At 49.7% G+C, this 15,512-nt stretch carries 13 protein-coding genes; 5 read left to right on the top strand and 8 right to left on the bottom strand.

Annotation, left to right across the window (positions count from 1 at the left end):
• Window positions 1–409: 409 nt before the first annotated feature.
• Both OXH00_19560 and OXH00_19555 read right to left on the bottom strand, forming a co-directional pair.
• Window positions 410–1,588 carry a hypothetical protein gene (locus OXH00_19560; protein ID MCY3743221.1) on the bottom strand — a complete coding sequence of 393 codons (1,179 nt, stop codon included), beginning with the start codon at window positions 1,586–1,588 and terminating at the stop codon, window positions 410–412.
• 313 nt (window positions 1,589–1,901) lie between these two features.
• Complete coding sequence (locus tag OXH00_19555) at window positions 1,902–3,023, bottom strand: SUMF1/EgtB/PvdO family nonheme iron enzyme (protein ID MCY3743220.1); 1,122 nt, start codon at window positions 3,021–3,023, stop codon at window positions 1,902–1,904.
• A gap of 410 nt (window positions 3,024–3,433) precedes the next feature.
• Here OXH00_19555 and OXH00_19550 point away from each other — a divergent pair, with 410 nt between their 5' ends.
• The 3 genes from OXH00_19550 (at window position 3,434) to pelA (ending at window position 6,339) form a co-directional block, all read left to right on the top strand.
• Window positions 3,434–4,279 (top strand): phytanoyl-CoA dioxygenase family protein, encoded by an 846-nt coding sequence (locus OXH00_19550; protein ID MCY3743219.1) that lies wholly within the window; start codon window positions 3,434–3,436, stop codon window positions 4,277–4,279.
• A 57-nt stretch (window positions 4,280–4,336) separates the two neighbouring features.
• A complete protein-coding gene (locus OXH00_19545; protein ID MCY3743218.1) occupies window positions 4,337–5,200 on the top strand; it encodes a phytanoyl-CoA dioxygenase family protein in 864 nt (287 codons plus the stop codon).
• A 92-nt stretch (window positions 5,201–5,292) separates the two neighbouring features.
• A complete protein-coding gene (pelA, locus tag OXH00_19540) occupies window positions 5,293–6,339 on the top strand; it encodes a pectate lyase (protein MCY3743217.1) in 1,047 nt (348 codons plus the stop codon).
• A gap of 60 nt (window positions 6,340–6,399) precedes the next feature.
• Here the strand turns inward: pelA and OXH00_19535 are convergent, their stop codons facing one another.
• The 4 genes from OXH00_19535 to OXH00_19520 form a co-directional block, all read right to left on the bottom strand.
• Window positions 6,400–7,152: a phytanoyl-CoA dioxygenase family protein gene (locus tag OXH00_19535; GenBank protein MCY3743216.1), complete on the bottom strand. Its 753-nt coding sequence runs from the start codon at window positions 7,150–7,152 to the stop codon at window positions 6,400–6,402.
• 53 nt (window positions 7,153–7,205) lie between these two features.
• On the bottom strand, window positions 7,206–8,420 hold the full coding sequence (locus OXH00_19530) for a DUF362 domain-containing protein (GenBank protein ID MCY3743215.1): 1,215 nt from the start codon (window positions 8,418–8,420) through the stop codon (window positions 7,206–7,208).
• Window positions 8,421–8,489: 69 nt separating this feature from the next.
• Complete coding sequence (locus tag OXH00_19525; GenBank protein MCY3743214.1) at window positions 8,490–9,224, bottom strand: Uma2 family endonuclease; 735 nt, start codon at window positions 9,222–9,224, stop codon at window positions 8,490–8,492.
• A gap of 114 nt (window positions 9,225–9,338) precedes the next feature.
• A complete protein-coding gene (locus OXH00_19520; protein ID MCY3743213.1) occupies window positions 9,339–11,387 on the bottom strand; it encodes an AMP-binding protein in 2,049 nt (682 codons plus the stop codon).
• Between the two features lie 668 nt (window positions 11,388–12,055).
• On the opposite strand from OXH00_19520, the gene OXH00_19515 reads away from it, so the two are divergent.
• Complete coding sequence (locus tag OXH00_19515; protein ID MCY3743212.1) at window positions 12,056–12,343, top strand: DUF4258 domain-containing protein; 288 nt, start codon at window positions 12,056–12,058, stop codon at window positions 12,341–12,343.
• A complete protein-coding gene (locus tag OXH00_19510; GenBank protein ID MCY3743211.1) occupies window positions 12,340–12,570 on the top strand; it encodes a hypothetical protein in 231 nt (76 codons plus the stop codon). Before OXH00_19515 ends, OXH00_19510 begins: the two co-directional genes overlap by 4 nt.
• Window positions 12,571–12,577: 7 nt before the next feature.
• Here OXH00_19510 and OXH00_19505 read toward each other — a convergent pair whose 3' ends face one another.
• Both OXH00_19505 and OXH00_19500 read right to left on the bottom strand, forming a co-directional pair.
• A complete protein-coding gene (locus OXH00_19505) occupies window positions 12,578–13,729 on the bottom strand; it encodes a cysteine desulfurase family protein (GenBank protein MCY3743210.1) in 1,152 nt (383 codons plus the stop codon).
• A 94-nt stretch (window positions 13,730–13,823) separates the two neighbouring features.
• Window positions 13,824–15,461: a BCCT family transporter gene (locus tag OXH00_19500; protein ID MCY3743209.1), complete on the bottom strand. Its 1,638-nt coding sequence runs from the start codon at window positions 15,459–15,461 to the stop codon at window positions 13,824–13,826.
• Between the last annotated feature and the right edge of the window lie 51 nt (window positions 15,462–15,512).

Genomic DNA, 15,512 nt, shown 5'->3' with positions numbered 1-15,512 from the left:
ACAGAGATAAAGAATCATAGATACCAATTTAGGTTTCTGTCGGGTTTTCGTAGGTTGGGTTGAGCGATATTGAAAAGTTAATGCTATAGGCAAAATAGGCGTTAAATTCAATATACCATCATATACATCCAAGAACGGAGCGAAACCCAACGTCATACGGTCACATCGGCAGTACTGTCACAGGAAATGTGTTGGGTTTCACTCGATATCTTTACTATAGTCATGTGAGACAAGTAAGGGTTTCCTTTTACTGACAAGTGTCTGGAAAGGATCCGTTCACCCCAACCTACAATAAGGCATCTTTTTTCTAAAATTGACACTTACAGTTGGGCGGATATAAAGGAAAAGGGCAGGCACAAGACCTGCCCTACAACAATTTACGGTTATTATCGACAACTGAGTTGTGATGTTAGGCAACGGTTTGAAAGGCTTCCCACGCGTCGCCTGCTGCTGCAGCCTGACGTTCCAATTCGGTGCGCCATCCAACGACTTTTCCTGATTTGATCTGCTGAACATCAAACCCAGCATATCGATCCTCAAGTGTGCCTCCGAGTTTTTGCGTTTCTGCCCACCGGTCCCATGCCGTCTGCATAAACCCGTGGGGTAAAGCGTCTCGGACAGCAGGGTCAAGCTGCCAAGCGTTTCGTGCGTCTGCGACCGAAGGTTCACCGGTGAATTCACCCGACCACTTCGACCAACCGATTGACAAAGTGTTGCGCTCGCGTTCAGGCACGGTGTGGCCGGTGTGGATATTATTGCCATTGCGGATGAGTGCCTCACCCGGCTTGAGCCGAATCGCAACCTGATCGGGCAACGGATCTTTCTTGTTCCAACTCGGTGTATAGGGGACACCCTGATCCTTCATCGATTGTGGAAGTAGGACATCATGCTCAAAAGGGGTGCGCCATCGGTGGTGGCTACCCGGAATCAGTTCATGGCATTCGTCGTCTGTGAGTGCCAAAAACATGCTTACGCCGTTCCGTTCGGTAATTCGCTTCTCGTTGCTTTCTTGGATTTCTTTCCAGCGAATCCGTTCTACCTCTTCGGAATAATCTTCAGGGGTATCACCGCGGACTTCTTTTTGTGAGAAGTAGCCTGCGCCATCGCCCCACCACGTCACGTCTCTGTGCCAACTGGGTCCGTTTGCTTGTTTCCGTGGATTCGCCCACAGGAGCATACCACTAAATGTCATATCTTCAGGTTGTAGCCCGTGACACCAAGAAGCAACGAAATCTAAGAAATCCGAAGAGCCGTGGAATTCGGCGAAACTTGACTCACCGAAAGCGGGATGGATGAGTCCTCGGATTGCCCACGGTTCGTTGTGTGCTGCGCGATGGACATAACCCTTCGAACAATCAATTTTGTCGTAGACGTGTTCAGGGGCACACGCCTCGGTAACACGCCGTCCGGCTTCTCGAAGGATAGGAATCCAAGGGTTATCAACAAAGTCGTTGATGATGACAAAACCGTGCTCCTTTAGATATGCCAGTCTTTCAGGCGTGGCACCCGGAGCCGAAAGTTCAGGTTTGAAATCTGCGAACGCAGTCGCGCGATAAGTTTCCGTCGCTTGTGCTTCACTTGTGCTCATTATTGTTCCTCCCTGTCAGGCAGTTACTTTGAGTGAGTAAACTATTCTAACACACTTCACATATTTTTCAAAATCTTAGTGCACGGCAATCAGCAGTCAGAATTCGGAAATTCGTCTTACAGAAGCACCGAATGCCTCTATGTGAAATTAGGTTGGTTTTCATAAAGATACCGCTTTCAACGGCATCTGTCAAGAAAAAAATTGGTGGGTTTTTCGGATGAGACAAGAAGCGGTGATTAATAATAAGGGGTTAAGGGATCTGTTAGAGTGGGACGGAGCGTGATTTTTACTCCGCCCCATTCGGCTGTTACTATCAGCAGCCATCTGACAAAACGACATCGTCTATATTTTCTGTAACGCGCGCCTTGAAGAGACGCAACTTCTCATAAATATTTTCTGTGCTATGCTTGAAATGAACTTCAAGATAGAGCCGCCACAGTCGAAGCGTCAAGTCATAGTAGATAGTGGGTTCTTCGTAAGGCAGATCCTCAATTCCTTCGGGACCGACCTCGCGTAGCACACGGATAAGTTCTTTCTCAAACGTTCGGGGGTACCCAGTATTGTACATCACAATATCAGCGAGTTTGGCATTGAGGTTAACATGTGCAGTATAACCCATTGATACACTATAGAATGCACTATCAAACTGCTCACACATCTCATCCGATAGCCAAGCAGCTATATCGGTTGCTACCTCGATTGACATCGTCTCCGTTTTGGGCAGGACGCAACGGAAACCGAGAGTTCCCATACCATCATTTACAGGATGTTGGCTTCTCTTTGCAATTTGGATAGCTTTCGCACCACTAAACCAAGAGCCGCCTCGCGTCCTATGATACCTGCCGTGGGTATCGTCAACGTCTAACTGCTCTAAGCACCATTCTTCAACGTTGCCTGCCATGTCATATAGACCGTATTTGTTAGGCGCATAACTCCCCACTTCTTTCGTCGGCGGGTTCCTGAAGCTTGCGCTGCGGGTGTAACGGTTGTAATTGGCTCTACGACGAGGTTTAGCGTCACCCCACGGATATTTTTTGCCTTCTAAGGTGCCGCGCGCCGATCTTTCCCATTGTGCTTCTGTTGGTAATTCTTTGCCCATCCATTCCGCATAGGCTTTGGCGGCAAACCAACTGATGTTCACCACCGGATGATTCGCTTTACCCTTTGGATACATATTGCCATTCCAACCAGATAAGTAGCCATCCCCTACTACTGAGGTTAAGGCTTTGTCTTTTCGCCACTCGGGATTCTCTTCAATAAACTTTCTGTATTCTGCGTTTGTGACTTCATACGCGTCCATGTAGAATGCGTCAATGCTATCTCCTGCAGGAATTAGTACCATCCCTTCGGGGACTTCAGGTGCGCTCAGTTTTATTGCGAAAATGAATAATGCGCAAAGGATTAATCCGTAAAGGATTGAGGTTAGGGTTCTCATTTTAAGAATCTCCGTATTTAGCACCGAGTTCTGTCGTTCTTTCGGTAAGCGTGTCGGTCATGCTAACTTCAGCCTCCTCATTTGAATTTTTGGGCTTGGGAGCGAAAGTTAGCCACATGTCTGTTATTTTGTGTTTATTTTTCTAATGTGTTTATTTTTCTAACGTTATACAATCAAGGACAGTTTAGTTTTCGGTTTCCTCCACCTGTGCTGGTGTCTTGGCAGTGTGGAACACCAATTTTAAGTAAACTAAAAATCCTTATGCTGAGAACGTATCAGCATGTGCTAAATTTAGTAGCAATTATCGTGCCAATTGATTTTTCTTGACTTTTTCACCAAACGTGCTACTATTTTTAGAGCGGTTTAGCGAGTTTTCCTCGGTACCGCAAACTCAGAAATAGGAGATAGCAATGCGCACAGAATCAACACCACAAGCGCGGCATTTTGGATTAAGTCAGGAGGAACTTTCATACTGGAACGAGAACGGTTACCTCGTCCGCTTAGGCGTATTCACGACTGAAGAGAACGATGTGTTCCGTCAAGTTGCTGAAGACATTGTTGACCGGAAGCGTCCGTTTCCGCCTGAACACATTGATCAGAACGCACTCGTCAGAGATGGGAAAGCAGAGCAGCAAGGCATCTATGCGATGCACAAGATCCACTTTCCGAGCTGCTATGATCCAAAATTCCTCGCCCGCGTGCGTGATCCGCGTCTCACCGACCCGATCGTTGACATTCTCGGTCCGGATATTCTCGGCATCAACACGTTGTTTATCTGGAAAGCCCCGAAGATTGGTCTCGGTTTTCCGTGGCATCAAGACAAGTTCTACTTCCGTACTCGGTTCAATACAGAAACGACAGTCGGAACATGGACAGCAATTGATCCTGCAGATCGTGAGAACGGTTGTCTTTACGTTATCCCCGGCAGCCACAAATGGGATATCTTTCAGCATGACGACCTCGAAGGTTCACAACAACGGGAATTCAAAATGGCTCAGGGTGTCCGCGACGCAGACGGTGTCGCGGTAGAGGTGCCGCCCGGCGCGGTGATCTGGTTCCACAGCCATCTCTTGCATAAAAGTATGGACAATCATAGCCTGCGGTTCCGCCGTAGTTTCGTTGCGCATTATCTCAGTGCGCAAGCGGAGTGGGCAAATGGGAGGAAGGGGCAACCTGTTATGTGGGTTCGCGGCAAGACTTTTCCCGACAAGGTTCACGAAGTTGCCCGCGAAGTCATCCCCGTCTCCGAATGGTAAACCTAAATCTCTGAGGCTTTGCCCTCACTCCCACAACTACAGAAATAGGAAATAATAATGCACACAGAATCGGTACCACAGGAACGGACTTTTGGTTTGAACTTAGATGAGTTAGCATATTGGAACGAAAACGGTTACCTCGTCCGTTTAAATGTATTCACCGCCGAGGAAAACGATGTCCTTCGTCAAGTTGCTGAAGACGTTGTGGACGGGAAACGCCGGTATCCATCCACAAACATTAATCAAAACGCCCTCGTCAGAGATGGAAAAATAGAGGAGCAAGGTATCTATGCGATGCACAAGATTCATCATCCAAGTTGTTATTGCCCAGAATTCCTTGCACGTGTCCGTGATCCGCGTCTAACGGATCCGCTTGTTGACATCCTCGGCCCAGACATCCTCGGCATCAATAATCTGTTTATCTGGAAGGCACCGAGGATTGGCCTCGGTTTCCCCTGGCATCAAGACAAGTTCTACTTCCGCAATCGGTTTAATACAGAAACGACAGTCGGGACGTGGACGGCTATTGATGCTGCGGATCGGGAAAATGGCTGTCTCTATGTTGTTCCCGGTAGCCATAAATGGGATATTTTTGAACACGACGACCTCGAAGGCTCGCAACAACAGGAATTCAAATTGGCGCGCGGTGTTCGCGACGAAGACGGCGTTGCGGTAGAGGTGCCACCCGGCGCGGTGATTTGGTTCCATAGCCATCTCTTGCATAAGAGCATGGACAACCACAGTTTACGATTCCGCCGCAGTTATGTCATCCACTACCTCAGTGCACAAGCGGAATGGGCACGTCCACCTACACCCAACAACAGGAAAAGACAACCCGTCATGTGGATTCGTGGTGAGACTTTCCCGGACAAGGTTTACGAAGTCGAACGCCATGTGCTGCCCGCTCCCGAACCCGACTGATGCTGTTGGCAAAGGAAAACATAATGGTTGTTCAGAAATCACTTGTAATTATTTAACCAACACCCTCCGACTCCTAACGAGAAAGCACCATCATGAAACTACGACTTACCACCATCTATGTCTTGCTTCTTTTGCTTCTGTCATCTTCCGATGCAACCGTTCCTTCCCAATACGCGAAGCAATCCGTTGAATGGTTCCAAAGCGAGGAAGGTCGCCGTATTGCCGATAATGTCCTCACTTGGCAGACGCCGCATGGCGGTTGGCCCAAGAATAGAGACACGGCATCTGAACCGTTTGACGGTAAAAGTGAGGATCTGCACGCGACGTTCGACAACGGTGCGACCACTAACGAACTACGGTTTCTTGCCCGGGCGTTTCGTGCGACTAACCAGCCACACTACCAACAAGCATTTCTCAAGGGACTTTCTCATATCCTTGAAGCGCAATACCCGAATGGTGGATGGCCACAATTTTATCCACTAAGCAAACGCTACCCTCGTCACATCACGTTCAATGATAATGTTATGGCCCGCATTCTCGAACTTCTTCGAGATGTCTCTGAATCTTCCGACTATGGGTTCCTGAAAACGGAGTACCGCACCAAGGCTGAAGCTGCTGTAACCAAGGGCATCGACTGTATCCTGCGTACGCAAATTAAGCAGAATGGCAAACGCACAGTCTGGTGCGCGCAGCATGACGAGGAAACGTTTGAGCCTGCGTGGGCACGTTCCTATGAGCCACCGTCTCTCTCAGGTGCCGAAAGCGTCGGCGTTGTGCGATTCCTGATGTCAGTCGAAGAACCCACGCCAGAGATCATCGCCGCTGTCGAAGGAGCCGTTGAGTGGTTCAGAAGCGTCACTATCCACGGCACGCGTCTTGACAAGTTCACCAATGCAGAGGGACAGGACGATAGGCGGATCGTAGCGGATCCCGACGCTCGACCGCTCTGGGCGCGTTTCTACGAGCTCGGCAGCAACCGTCCAATCTTTCTGGATCGCGATTCGGTGGTCCGTTACGCGTTTTCCGAGATCGGGCAGGAACGCCGTACCGGATACGCCTACTACGGGAGCTGGGCCGCCAAACTCCTTGCAGATGATTACCCACGGTGGAGAGAAAAGCACAAGTTCCCAAAGGAATGACCGATTGTCATGCCTGCTGGATTCAAAGTAAGTTTCGATTTGCATGTCCATATCTCAGCTTTACCGCGTAGGCTGGTCTGGCGGTTGGGGTTGGGAATCGAACCCGTAGATACGGCGCATGGTTGGGGTGGCGCGTTCGACGACTTCTGGTTTGAGATGATTCACGAAGTCGAACATCGGTTTGACGAAAGAACGACAACAAAAACAGATCAAGGCGATGCGCTGCCGATCGGTTTTGTTGGCACCGGCAGAGTGCCAGATCGCACCGTTGAACAAAAATACAGAGCCTTTCGGTGCGGAGAGTCGCACCTCATCGGGATGGTGGGTGGTACCCGGAGGCGGTTTGATCCGCTGGAGATGGATACCGGGTACATGGCGTGTCCCACCGTTCTCCGGTGAAAAGTCGTCAAGCAGCCAGAGACTGTTGGCGACCAGTGGGAAACTGGGCAGTGGTTCCGGCATAGACCCTAAGACGCTATCCACGTGGTAGCCACCATCTGGTGCCCCTGGGTCGATGATGTTGGAGGTGAGTGTGCTGAGCGTGTAATCGGGACCGAGGAGGTGTTCAAAGAAGGGCATCACCTTCGGTCGGGCAACGAGGCTCTCGTACATCTGTCCCTTGTTGACTAACCAGCGGACGTGCTGCCCGTGCCCGTTGGTGTGTTGGCGTGCTAATCCATTCTGCTTTTCTTCTTCTGCCAACCTGAGTATATCTGCTCTATAGACCTTGATCTCCTCATCGGAAAGCACGTCGGGGATGACGATGCACCCCTGTTCGTCCAATTGCCTTTTTTGTGCGTCGGTGATACCCATTTTGGATCTCCTTCGGTAGGCGAGGCACGGAGACCTCGCCAAACAGGTCTAAACTATGCTGCAAAGGTTTTCAGGCACTCCTCATAAACGTTGAAATGTTCGCCTTCGTGTTCTTCGGCATCAACCAGTTTGAGCCAGAGCGCACTGTCCTTCTTCTTACCGCTCAGCTGCCGACGGCTGCCGAGGTTCGACGGATCCGGTCCGCTCCAGACGACTTCACCCCCTTGCATATAAATAAAATTATCACGATACCGGTCAATCAGGTCTTTCTGGTTTTCCTGATAGACCAATCCCTGTTCACAGGTTGTTTTCCGCCAATTCGCGACCGTTTCCGAACTATCTGTTTCCACAGAATCAAATTCCGCTAAGGGTGCCGTGACTTCGCTCTCCCAATCGATTTCATCAAGGTTGACGGTGCCGTATCCACGCTGTGCTGCGATAAGGATATGGTTCCGATCGCGTTTGAACGGAGGTGTGGGCCAGTCGGACTGCGGATCGTGTCCCATCAGATGCATACCGACAGTATCCGTGGAGATAGGGTGATCGCCTGCTATGAGGGCGTTACAGATTCTACCTTCACCACCCCATTCGCGTCCCCACTGTCCCGTCAACGCATCAATGATATTGAGGCACGGTTTCGTGATGAGTGCCAAATCTGGAAGCACATAAGAGAGGCGGATGAGGTGGTGGTAGTAGCTGCGTGTCCTGCCTTCTGGAAGCAGCATCGGTGGTAATCCGAACAGGTTTTTGGTGCATAAGGTGATCCCCATGAAAGCGTGGTTTTTCATCTTCGCGACAGAGACAACGGCATCGGCATCGTCGAAACATGCGCTCAGTGTGTAGCGATCGAACATTGAACCGCCGCCGGGGACATCGTAATCCTTAAAGGGAGGAAGGTTAGAATCAACAAACTGCACATCAAATTCTTTGAGGTGGTGTAGGTAATTGAAATCAGGTGGCATCCGGTGCCCGTGTGTATACGGGTTCGTGTCAGTAGCGACGAGCTGCGCCGTGGTATGCTCCTTAATCAACCGTAGTACGGCACGGCAGGTGGCATCGTCTACTAATTCTCTGCGCCGACCCTCGTAGTAAATAATCCGCTCAGGTGGTTTCATCATATTGAATTTCATAACCACCTTCTTGGCGTTTTCAATGGGTTTCCAAGCACGCGTAAGCGGATCGGTGATACGGCGGAGTGTTTGATAAATTTCCTCTTCCGTTGCGCGATAATCGCAATGTGCTGCTCTAACTTTGAACTGTTTTTCCATAATGGCCTCCATTGCAAGTGCGTGATTTTCTAAAATCGTACGAAATTTTGGGGCTTCGCGCCTCAAGCGTTAGTCATCTGGCAAGCGCGCCTTGAGACGCTCGAGTTCTTCGCGCAAGCGCGAGACTTCAGCTTCCGCTTCTGCGCGTGCGGCGGCTTCACGCTCGCGTGCAGCGGCTTCTTGTTCTGCGCGCTGCTCTGCTGTCTCTGCCAGCGTTTGCAGCCACTGTCCCGTCGCCTCCTCATAAACGGCTAATCCATCATCCAGTAGATGGAACGATACGCCTAACGTCACAGAAAGAATACTACCATCTACATTCTCGGGTATCCGCTCATAAGTTCCATCTTTGAGGCGAAATCCCATCAGCGGCGTGGGCAAATAGCGTCTATCTATATCGCAGAGAAAATACTCCGAGATTCCCATTGACGCGTAATGTGCCTTTTTATGACCTAAGTCATTTTGAAACGTTCCTTTACTCGAAAACTCCATCACGAAGTCTGGGGGCTTCCCCTCTTCCCACACCTTATAGGTGCGGCGGAGTTTCTTGCCTATGCCGAAAGAGACGAGGATATCGGGTGAGACAGCTGTACGGCCGGGCCCCTCTACATCATACATCATGATAGTCCCAGAGACGTATGTATCTGGGTTATCCGCGAAGAAGCCATCAAAACGTTGCCGCAAATCGATGATAGCCACTGCGTGCATATCCGTTTCAGCCATAGGTTTTCCATCCGATTCAGGGTATAGGTCGGCAGTTTCTGTGGGAGCGTAAGGGATGTGGCGTGAATTTGGATACGTTTCCATGAGAACATCTCCTTTTCCACAAATGATTGAAAAACAAGTGTATGTCACTCGGGTATCTGTTAAGTATATTAAGTATACCTAAAAAAATTGCATAAGTCAATCTTTTTGCAAAGGTCACATCGCTTGCTGGCGCAAAAGGCGACGTATCACCTTATTAGAAGCGGTCCTCGGCAACGTATCTACGATAACGACATCGTGAATTCTGAATAAAGGATTGAGATGTCCTGAAATCTCGGTTTGTAAAGTCGCGTGAAGCTCCTGTTTTGGGGGTGCTGCTTCTGATGCTACCAAAACGGCATAGATGACGAGTTGGCTCGGACCGCCGTCTTTCGGTGAGATGGCGACCGCTGCTGTTTCTTGAATCCCATCAACGACGTTAAGCACTTCCTCAATCTCTGCGGAGCTTACCTTGATACCGCTCAGGTTCATCGTATCGTCAACGCGACCGAGGACCCGGTATTTAGCACCTACAAGCCATGGTTCGGTTTCAAAGCCGTTGCCTAACCGTTCAATCGCATCACCGTGACGACGCAGATTGGATTGCGGTGTCCCCGCAAAATAGACTTCATTATGGTCGGCGTTGAGCAGACTTGTGGAGAGACCCAGCGATGGCGAAACGATGAAAACTTCACCGTTGTCAGAGAGGTTTCCAGCGTCATCAAAGAGTAAGAAATTTAAACCGAGTGCTGGTGTTGTGAATGTCGAAGGTGCAGCGGGTTGGACACGCGTACCGGTGATATAACCGCCTCCAATCTCAGTGCCACCACAATACTCGATTACTGGCTTGTAGCCAGCAAGTGACATGAGGTAAAACATCTCTTCAGGGTTAGAGCATTCACCCGTTGAACTGAATGCTCGGATCGCATGCCAGTTGAGTCCGTGCATGCAGCCTGTATTTTTCCACGCCCGTACAAGCGTCGGCACAACACCGAGCATACTGACTTTAGCGTTCTGCACAAAAACACCGAAGTTCCGACCTGTTGGTACGCCGTCATACAAGGCGATCGTAGCATTGTTGATGAGACTTGCGTAGATGAGCCAGGGTCCCATCATCCAACCGAGACTTGTGTGCCATGCCAGCACGTCCCCGGGGTGGATATCGTGGTGTAAGTAGGCATCTGCGGCGGCTTTAATCGGGGTAGTGTGTGTCCACGGAATTGCCTTCGGTTCGCCAGTGGTGCCGGAAGAGAAGAGGATATTGGTAGGTGCGTCAGGGTGGCAAGGAACGGCGGCAAATGTCTCTGTATCGCTTAGAAAGTCTTGCCACGTCATATCGCCTTCGCGTCGGAGTTGTGCGATGGTTTCACCGCCTTCAGACGAAAAAACGACTGCCTTGCGGGCATCTGCGGCAATCACTTTCTCATACAACGGCAGACGTTTCCCTGCTCTGTTGATATAATCCTGTGTGAAGATGGCTTTTGCGTTACCGATGCGGAGACGGGTGGCTATCTCCTCTGGCGCGAAACTATCGGCGATACCAACAACAACACACCCCGCTTTTACAATTCCGAGATAGATGGCAACGGATTCAGCGTTCATCGGCATGTCAACCGCCACGGCATCTCCCGGCTTCATACCGATTTCAACAAGTCCGTTCGCGACTCGGTTGGTGAGGGATTCCAACTCGCCGTAGGTGAGTGTTGATAGATTTTCGTCGCTTTCTCGCTGCGTAACGATCGCGATGGTATCAGGGTCGGCATTGAAGCAGCTTTCGACAATGTTCAGTTTAGCAAGTTTTGTTGAAACGCCTGTTGCGTCTTTTTGTGCCTCGGTGTGTGTTTCTGTCGCTTTAATACCCAGTACATCAATCATCATCTGCCAAAACGTGTCGCGATTGGCGACTGACCAAGCGTGGAATTCGGGATAAGTTTTGATGTGCAATTCAACCATTAAACGGGTGATATTCGCTTCGGTGATGTCTTCGTCCGTGGGAAACCATGCGGGGGGTGGTCCGTACCTTGCGCGATCGAAGTCGGCGTAGACCGTCTCATATAGGAATTGGTGGAGTGTAAACGGGTATTGTGGTGTGAGGATATAGCGCGAAATCTCATACCAGCAGGCTGTCGGGGACTGTGTTGGCAATATCCGATTGACGGCTTCGACTATCTTTACTGCTTCCGTTTTTTCTAATCCGCAAGCAGTAAGTTGTTCAACGGTCAGCATGAGATAGGTTTCCTCTTTTAGATAATACGAGTGGTTTGAAGGGCATTGCCAATTTCAAATTCGATGAATCTGTAAATCTGATGCAAGGAGAGTTCCGCCTCGATCGAATCTCCTCACTATGCGTTTAAACTTCACGATGAAAGTATAGCATATTATTAGGGAAAAAACAACAAGTAGTGAGTCATGAGGCAGCGCCATTCAGTTTTATGAAATTATAGAGTTTCTCGTCCTTTTTTCAGGATCCGGTGCGTTTGGAATGCAGGTCGCATTTGGGCGAGTACGCCGCAAAACCGCACCTACCGGGCCTGGGGGGTCCAAAATTGGACTAAAAACCGAGAATTGAATGGCCCTGAGTCGTGAGGTACCCTTTGCTTGCTAATATCTTTTGCAATATAGATTAATCCATGCTATAATTACTTTCACCTACCAAGGAAATGGTTAGGTAGCAAGTCAGTAACCCCGCCTTAACGGACGGGGCTTGTGCGAAGCGTCCGCCAAACGTCCACTCCACGAGTTAAACCGCTGACTACAGGTCGCTTCTGTGTAGCGATATTAATAGCACAGCGATGTTTGATAGGTGCATCGGTAGCCAAAACCTGTTACTAACTTAAAAGGAGCAGTGTTTCCTCCCCTGCCTACAGACAGGGGTTTCCACATCGAAGATTTTGATGAATATTCGCTTTTACAAGGATCCCGAAACTGGCTTGCCCCATATTTATAATCATGGCGTTACCGAGGATGAAGTAGAAGATGTTTTACTGAATCCTGGTGAGAATTGGCAGGGAAGGCGAAAAACGCGAAATGCCCTTGGTCAAACGCAAAGTGGTCGCTATTTGCAAGTCGTCTATGTTCGAGACCCGAAACCCGATAGTGTCTTTGTAATTACGGCCTACGAATTGACAGGAAAACCGTTAACAGCATACCGCCAAAGACAAAGGAAGAGAGGCAGACGATGAAAAAAAAGAACGAATTTCCACCCGGTTGGAACGAAGAACGCGTCCAAAGCGTCATCGCATACTACGACCAACAAACGGAGGATGAAGCTGTCGCTGAAGCTGAGGAAGCGTTACAGAATGAATCCAGCATGCTGATAGAAGTGCCCATTGAATTGGTGCCTGCCGTGCGTGAATTGATTGCCAAACATGCCGCCCAAAATCACCCGCAAGCAGAACAGGGGACTTAGGATATTCCTATTCAGGTGCCAATGCCCGTAGCCGATTAACGACTTTTACGACCTCATCTGCAACAATATCGACCTCTTCAGCAGTATTATAACGTCCGAGACCGAAGCGGACGGCAGTCAACGCCAGTTCATTCGGAACCCCCATTGCAACTAAGACATGCGATGCCTTCACTGACTCTGAATCACACGCAGATCCAGTTGATACTGCGACGTGTTTAAGACCTGCCAAATGCGCGTGGCTCTGCACACCCGCAAAACAGAGATTCAAGTTGCCCGGCAGACGCTGTTCAGGGTGTCCGTTGAGATGAATGTCATCTAAGTGTGCGTTTAACTTCTGATGAAGTGCATCCCGTAAAGTTGCCACGCAGCTTTTCCCCGATGCCATGTGCTTTTTTGAAAGTTCGCACGCCGCACCTAAACCGACAATCCCTGGGACATTCAAGGTCCCGGGTCGCACTCTTTCCTCCTGTCCACCGCCGTGAAAAAGCGAATGTGGCTGAGAAGCGTTTCGATGGATGTAAAGCGCGCCAATCCCCTTTGGACCGTAAATTTTGTGCGCTGTCAGAGAGGCGAGATCTACACCAAGCATCTCCATGTTTGAGGGCAGCTGCCCAATCCCCTGCACCGCATCCGAATGGAAAAGTACACCGTGTTTGGCAGCGACAGCGGCAATATCGGTAATCGGATTTATCGTGCCGACCTCGTTATTCGCATACATGAAGCTCATCAGAATGGTTTCCGGTGTAATGGCAGCCTCCACATCGTCAGGACTTACCCTCCCGTATTTATCCACTGAAAGATATGTCGTTTCAAACCCCTCTGCCGCCAAAGCATGGCAGGTATCAAGGATTGCGTGATGCTCGGCGGCACTTGTAATGATGTGGTTACCTTTTCCTCTGCAGGCGTAAGCGATCCCTCTAACAGCGAGGTTGTCCGATTCCGTCGCGCCGCTGGTGAAGATGATCTCTTCCGCTGAACAACCGAGCAATTCGGCGACCTGATGGCGTGCTTTGTCCACCGCATCCTTCGCGGTGATACCAAATGGGTGTGTGCTGGAAGCGTTGCCAAAATTTGTCGTGAAGTAAGGCATCATGGCTTCAAGCACTTCGGGAGCGATTGGCGTTGTTGCATGGTTGTCCATGTAGATGATTTTATTCACGAGGGTTTTTCCTTTCGTGAGGTGCATGCTTAGATGAAGTTTAAGAATTTAATTGAGTGTAATTTCTATTCCCAAAAAACGGAGGACTGTGATATTAAAGAGATTGGCGTACTTCGCTCCTAAGCCCGATCCAGACACATACGCCCATACCTAATAGCACAATCGCAAACGGGAAGCCCATCGTGAGCGTGGCTGCCTGTAACGACTGCAGCCCCCCGCCAAGCAGTAGCGCAATGGCGACGAGTCCCTCAGCAATACACCAGAACGCGCGTTGTGGGACCGGGGCATCAACCTTGCCGCCCGCTGCTATGGTGTCAATACTCAGGGAACCGGAGTCCGATGAGGTAATGAAAAAGATGATTGTCAGTGTCATACCGATACAGGAAAGTAGCAATGTCCACGGGAGTCCTTCAAACATTTTAAACAAGGCAAGTTCTGGTTTCTCTTGAAACTGTTTTTCTTGCTTACCCGTCTCAACTATTTCGGTTACGCCGGTGTATCCCTCAATGAGAAATTGGTGGATGGCAGTGCCGCCAAAGGCACCAAACCAAAGTAAACATAGTAACATCGGCAGGAGAAGCACAAAGATTACAAACTCGCGAACCGTACGTCCCTTTGAAATACGGGCAATGAACATGCCAGTGAACGGGGACCAGACAATCCACCACGCCCAAGAGAACGTCGTCCCGCCGCGCAGGAAATCAGTGTCCGCGCGCCCAATCCAATTGCTGAGTGGCACAATCTTCATAAGATAAGTGCCAAGTCCAGTGAAAATATTGCGGAAAATGTGGAGCGTCGGACCGAGGATGATGACAGCCAACAACAACAAAAACGCGAGAATTATGTTAAACTGGCTGAGACGTTTGATACCTACATTAATACCGGTCAGCACCGATATGAGCGCAATTGCCGTAATCGCCACAATCAGTAGGACCATGGTGAAGGCGTTCGTCGGAATTTCAAACAGATAGTCAAAACCGGCGGTCACCTGTTGCACCCCCATACCGAGCGAGGTTGCCAACCCAAAGATACCTGAGAATATGGCAAGTGTATCAATAATATGTCCAGGCCATCCCCATATCCGGTCACCGAAGATCGGATAGAAGGCTGAGCGGATCAGCAGCGGCAAGCCGCGGTTGTAAGCGAAAAAAGCGAGGGCAAGCGCGACCACACCGTAGATCGCCCACCCTTGTAGCCCCCAATGGAAGACCGTCGCTGCTATCCCCAAAGAGCTCACCGCCTGGACATTGGCATCTCTGGCATCGGGGATATTTTCAGTATTGTATACCTTTGTCGGGTCGTAAACCTTTTCTACTCCCAGCGGTGGACTCTGAAAGTAGGTAACCGGTTCCAACACGCCAAAGAACAGAAACCCAATGCCCACGCCTGCCGCAAAGAGCATGGCAAGCCATGTTAAGTAGGAGTAGTCGGGTTTCGCATCTGCGCCTCCGAGGCGTACCTTACCGAGTGGAGAAAACGCCACAAACAGAAAAAAAAGCAGGACAATGTTGGCGGTAAGCATGAACAACCAGTTAAAGTTCGCGGTAAGCCAGTTTTTGACATCGCCAAAGAGTTTTGTCGCACCTTCTTGGAAAACGAGTGCTCCGATGATAAAGACAACAATGACTATACTGGAAATTATGAATACAGGTGTTAGGTAGATATCTAAACCGAATAGTTTCCTGTATTTTCTTTCTTCCATGTATTGTGGTTGTTTGCCTTCTTCGCGCATCGTCAAAATTTCCCTTTTAGAGCTGATTTGGGCGGTTTTCAATAGCGCGCT

Source organism: Candidatus Poribacteria bacterium (assembly GCA_026706025.1).
In the GTDB taxonomy this organism is placed as follows: Bacteria; Poribacteria; WGA-4E; order WGA-4E; family WGA-3G; genus WGA-3G.
Note: the sequence above shows the minus strand (reverse complement) of the source record. Positions and strands in the feature narration are given on the sequence as shown.

Bases quoted from the DNA above. Each gene is read 5' to 3' on its own strand.
- OXH00_19545 (MCY3743218.1), top strand. From the start codon at position 4,337: ATGCACACAGAATCGGTACCACAGGAACGGACTTTTGGTTTGAACTTA.
- OXH00_19530 (MCY3743215.1), bottom strand. From the start codon at position 8,420: ATGGAAAAACAGTTCAAAGTTAGAGCAGCACATTGCGATTATCGCGCA.
- OXH00_19535 (MCY3743216.1), bottom strand. From the start codon at position 7,152: ATGGGTATCACCGACGCACAAAAAAGGCAATTGGACGAACAGGGGTGC.
- OXH00_19550 (MCY3743219.1), top strand. From the start codon at position 3,434: ATGCGCACAGAATCAACACCACAAGCGCGGCATTTTGGATTAAGTCAG.
- OXH00_19500 (MCY3743209.1), bottom strand. From the start codon at position 15,461: ATGCGCGAAGAAGGCAAACAACCACAATACATGGAAGAAAGAAAATAC.
- OXH00_19510 (MCY3743211.1), top strand. From the start codon at position 12,340: ATGAAAAAAAAGAACGAATTTCCACCCGGTTGGAACGAAGAACGCGTC.
- OXH00_19520 (MCY3743213.1), bottom strand. From the start codon at position 11,387: ATGCTGACCGTTGAACAACTTACTGCTTGCGGATTAGAAAAAACGGAA.
- OXH00_19515 (MCY3743212.1), top strand. From the start codon at position 12,056: ATGAATATTCGCTTTTACAAGGATCCCGAAACTGGCTTGCCCCATATT.
- OXH00_19555 (MCY3743220.1), bottom strand. From the start codon at position 3,023: ATGAGAACCCTAACCTCAATCCTTTACGGATTAATCCTTTGCGCATTA.
- OXH00_19525 (MCY3743214.1), bottom strand. From the start codon at position 9,224: ATGGAAACGTATCCAAATTCACGCCACATCCCTTACGCTCCCACAGAA.
- pelA (MCY3743217.1), top strand. From the start codon at position 5,293: ATGAAACTACGACTTACCACCATCTATGTCTTGCTTCTTTTGCTTCTG.
- OXH00_19560 (MCY3743221.1), bottom strand. From the start codon at position 1,588: ATGAGCACAAGTGAAGCACAAGCGACGGAAACTTATCGCGCGACTGCG.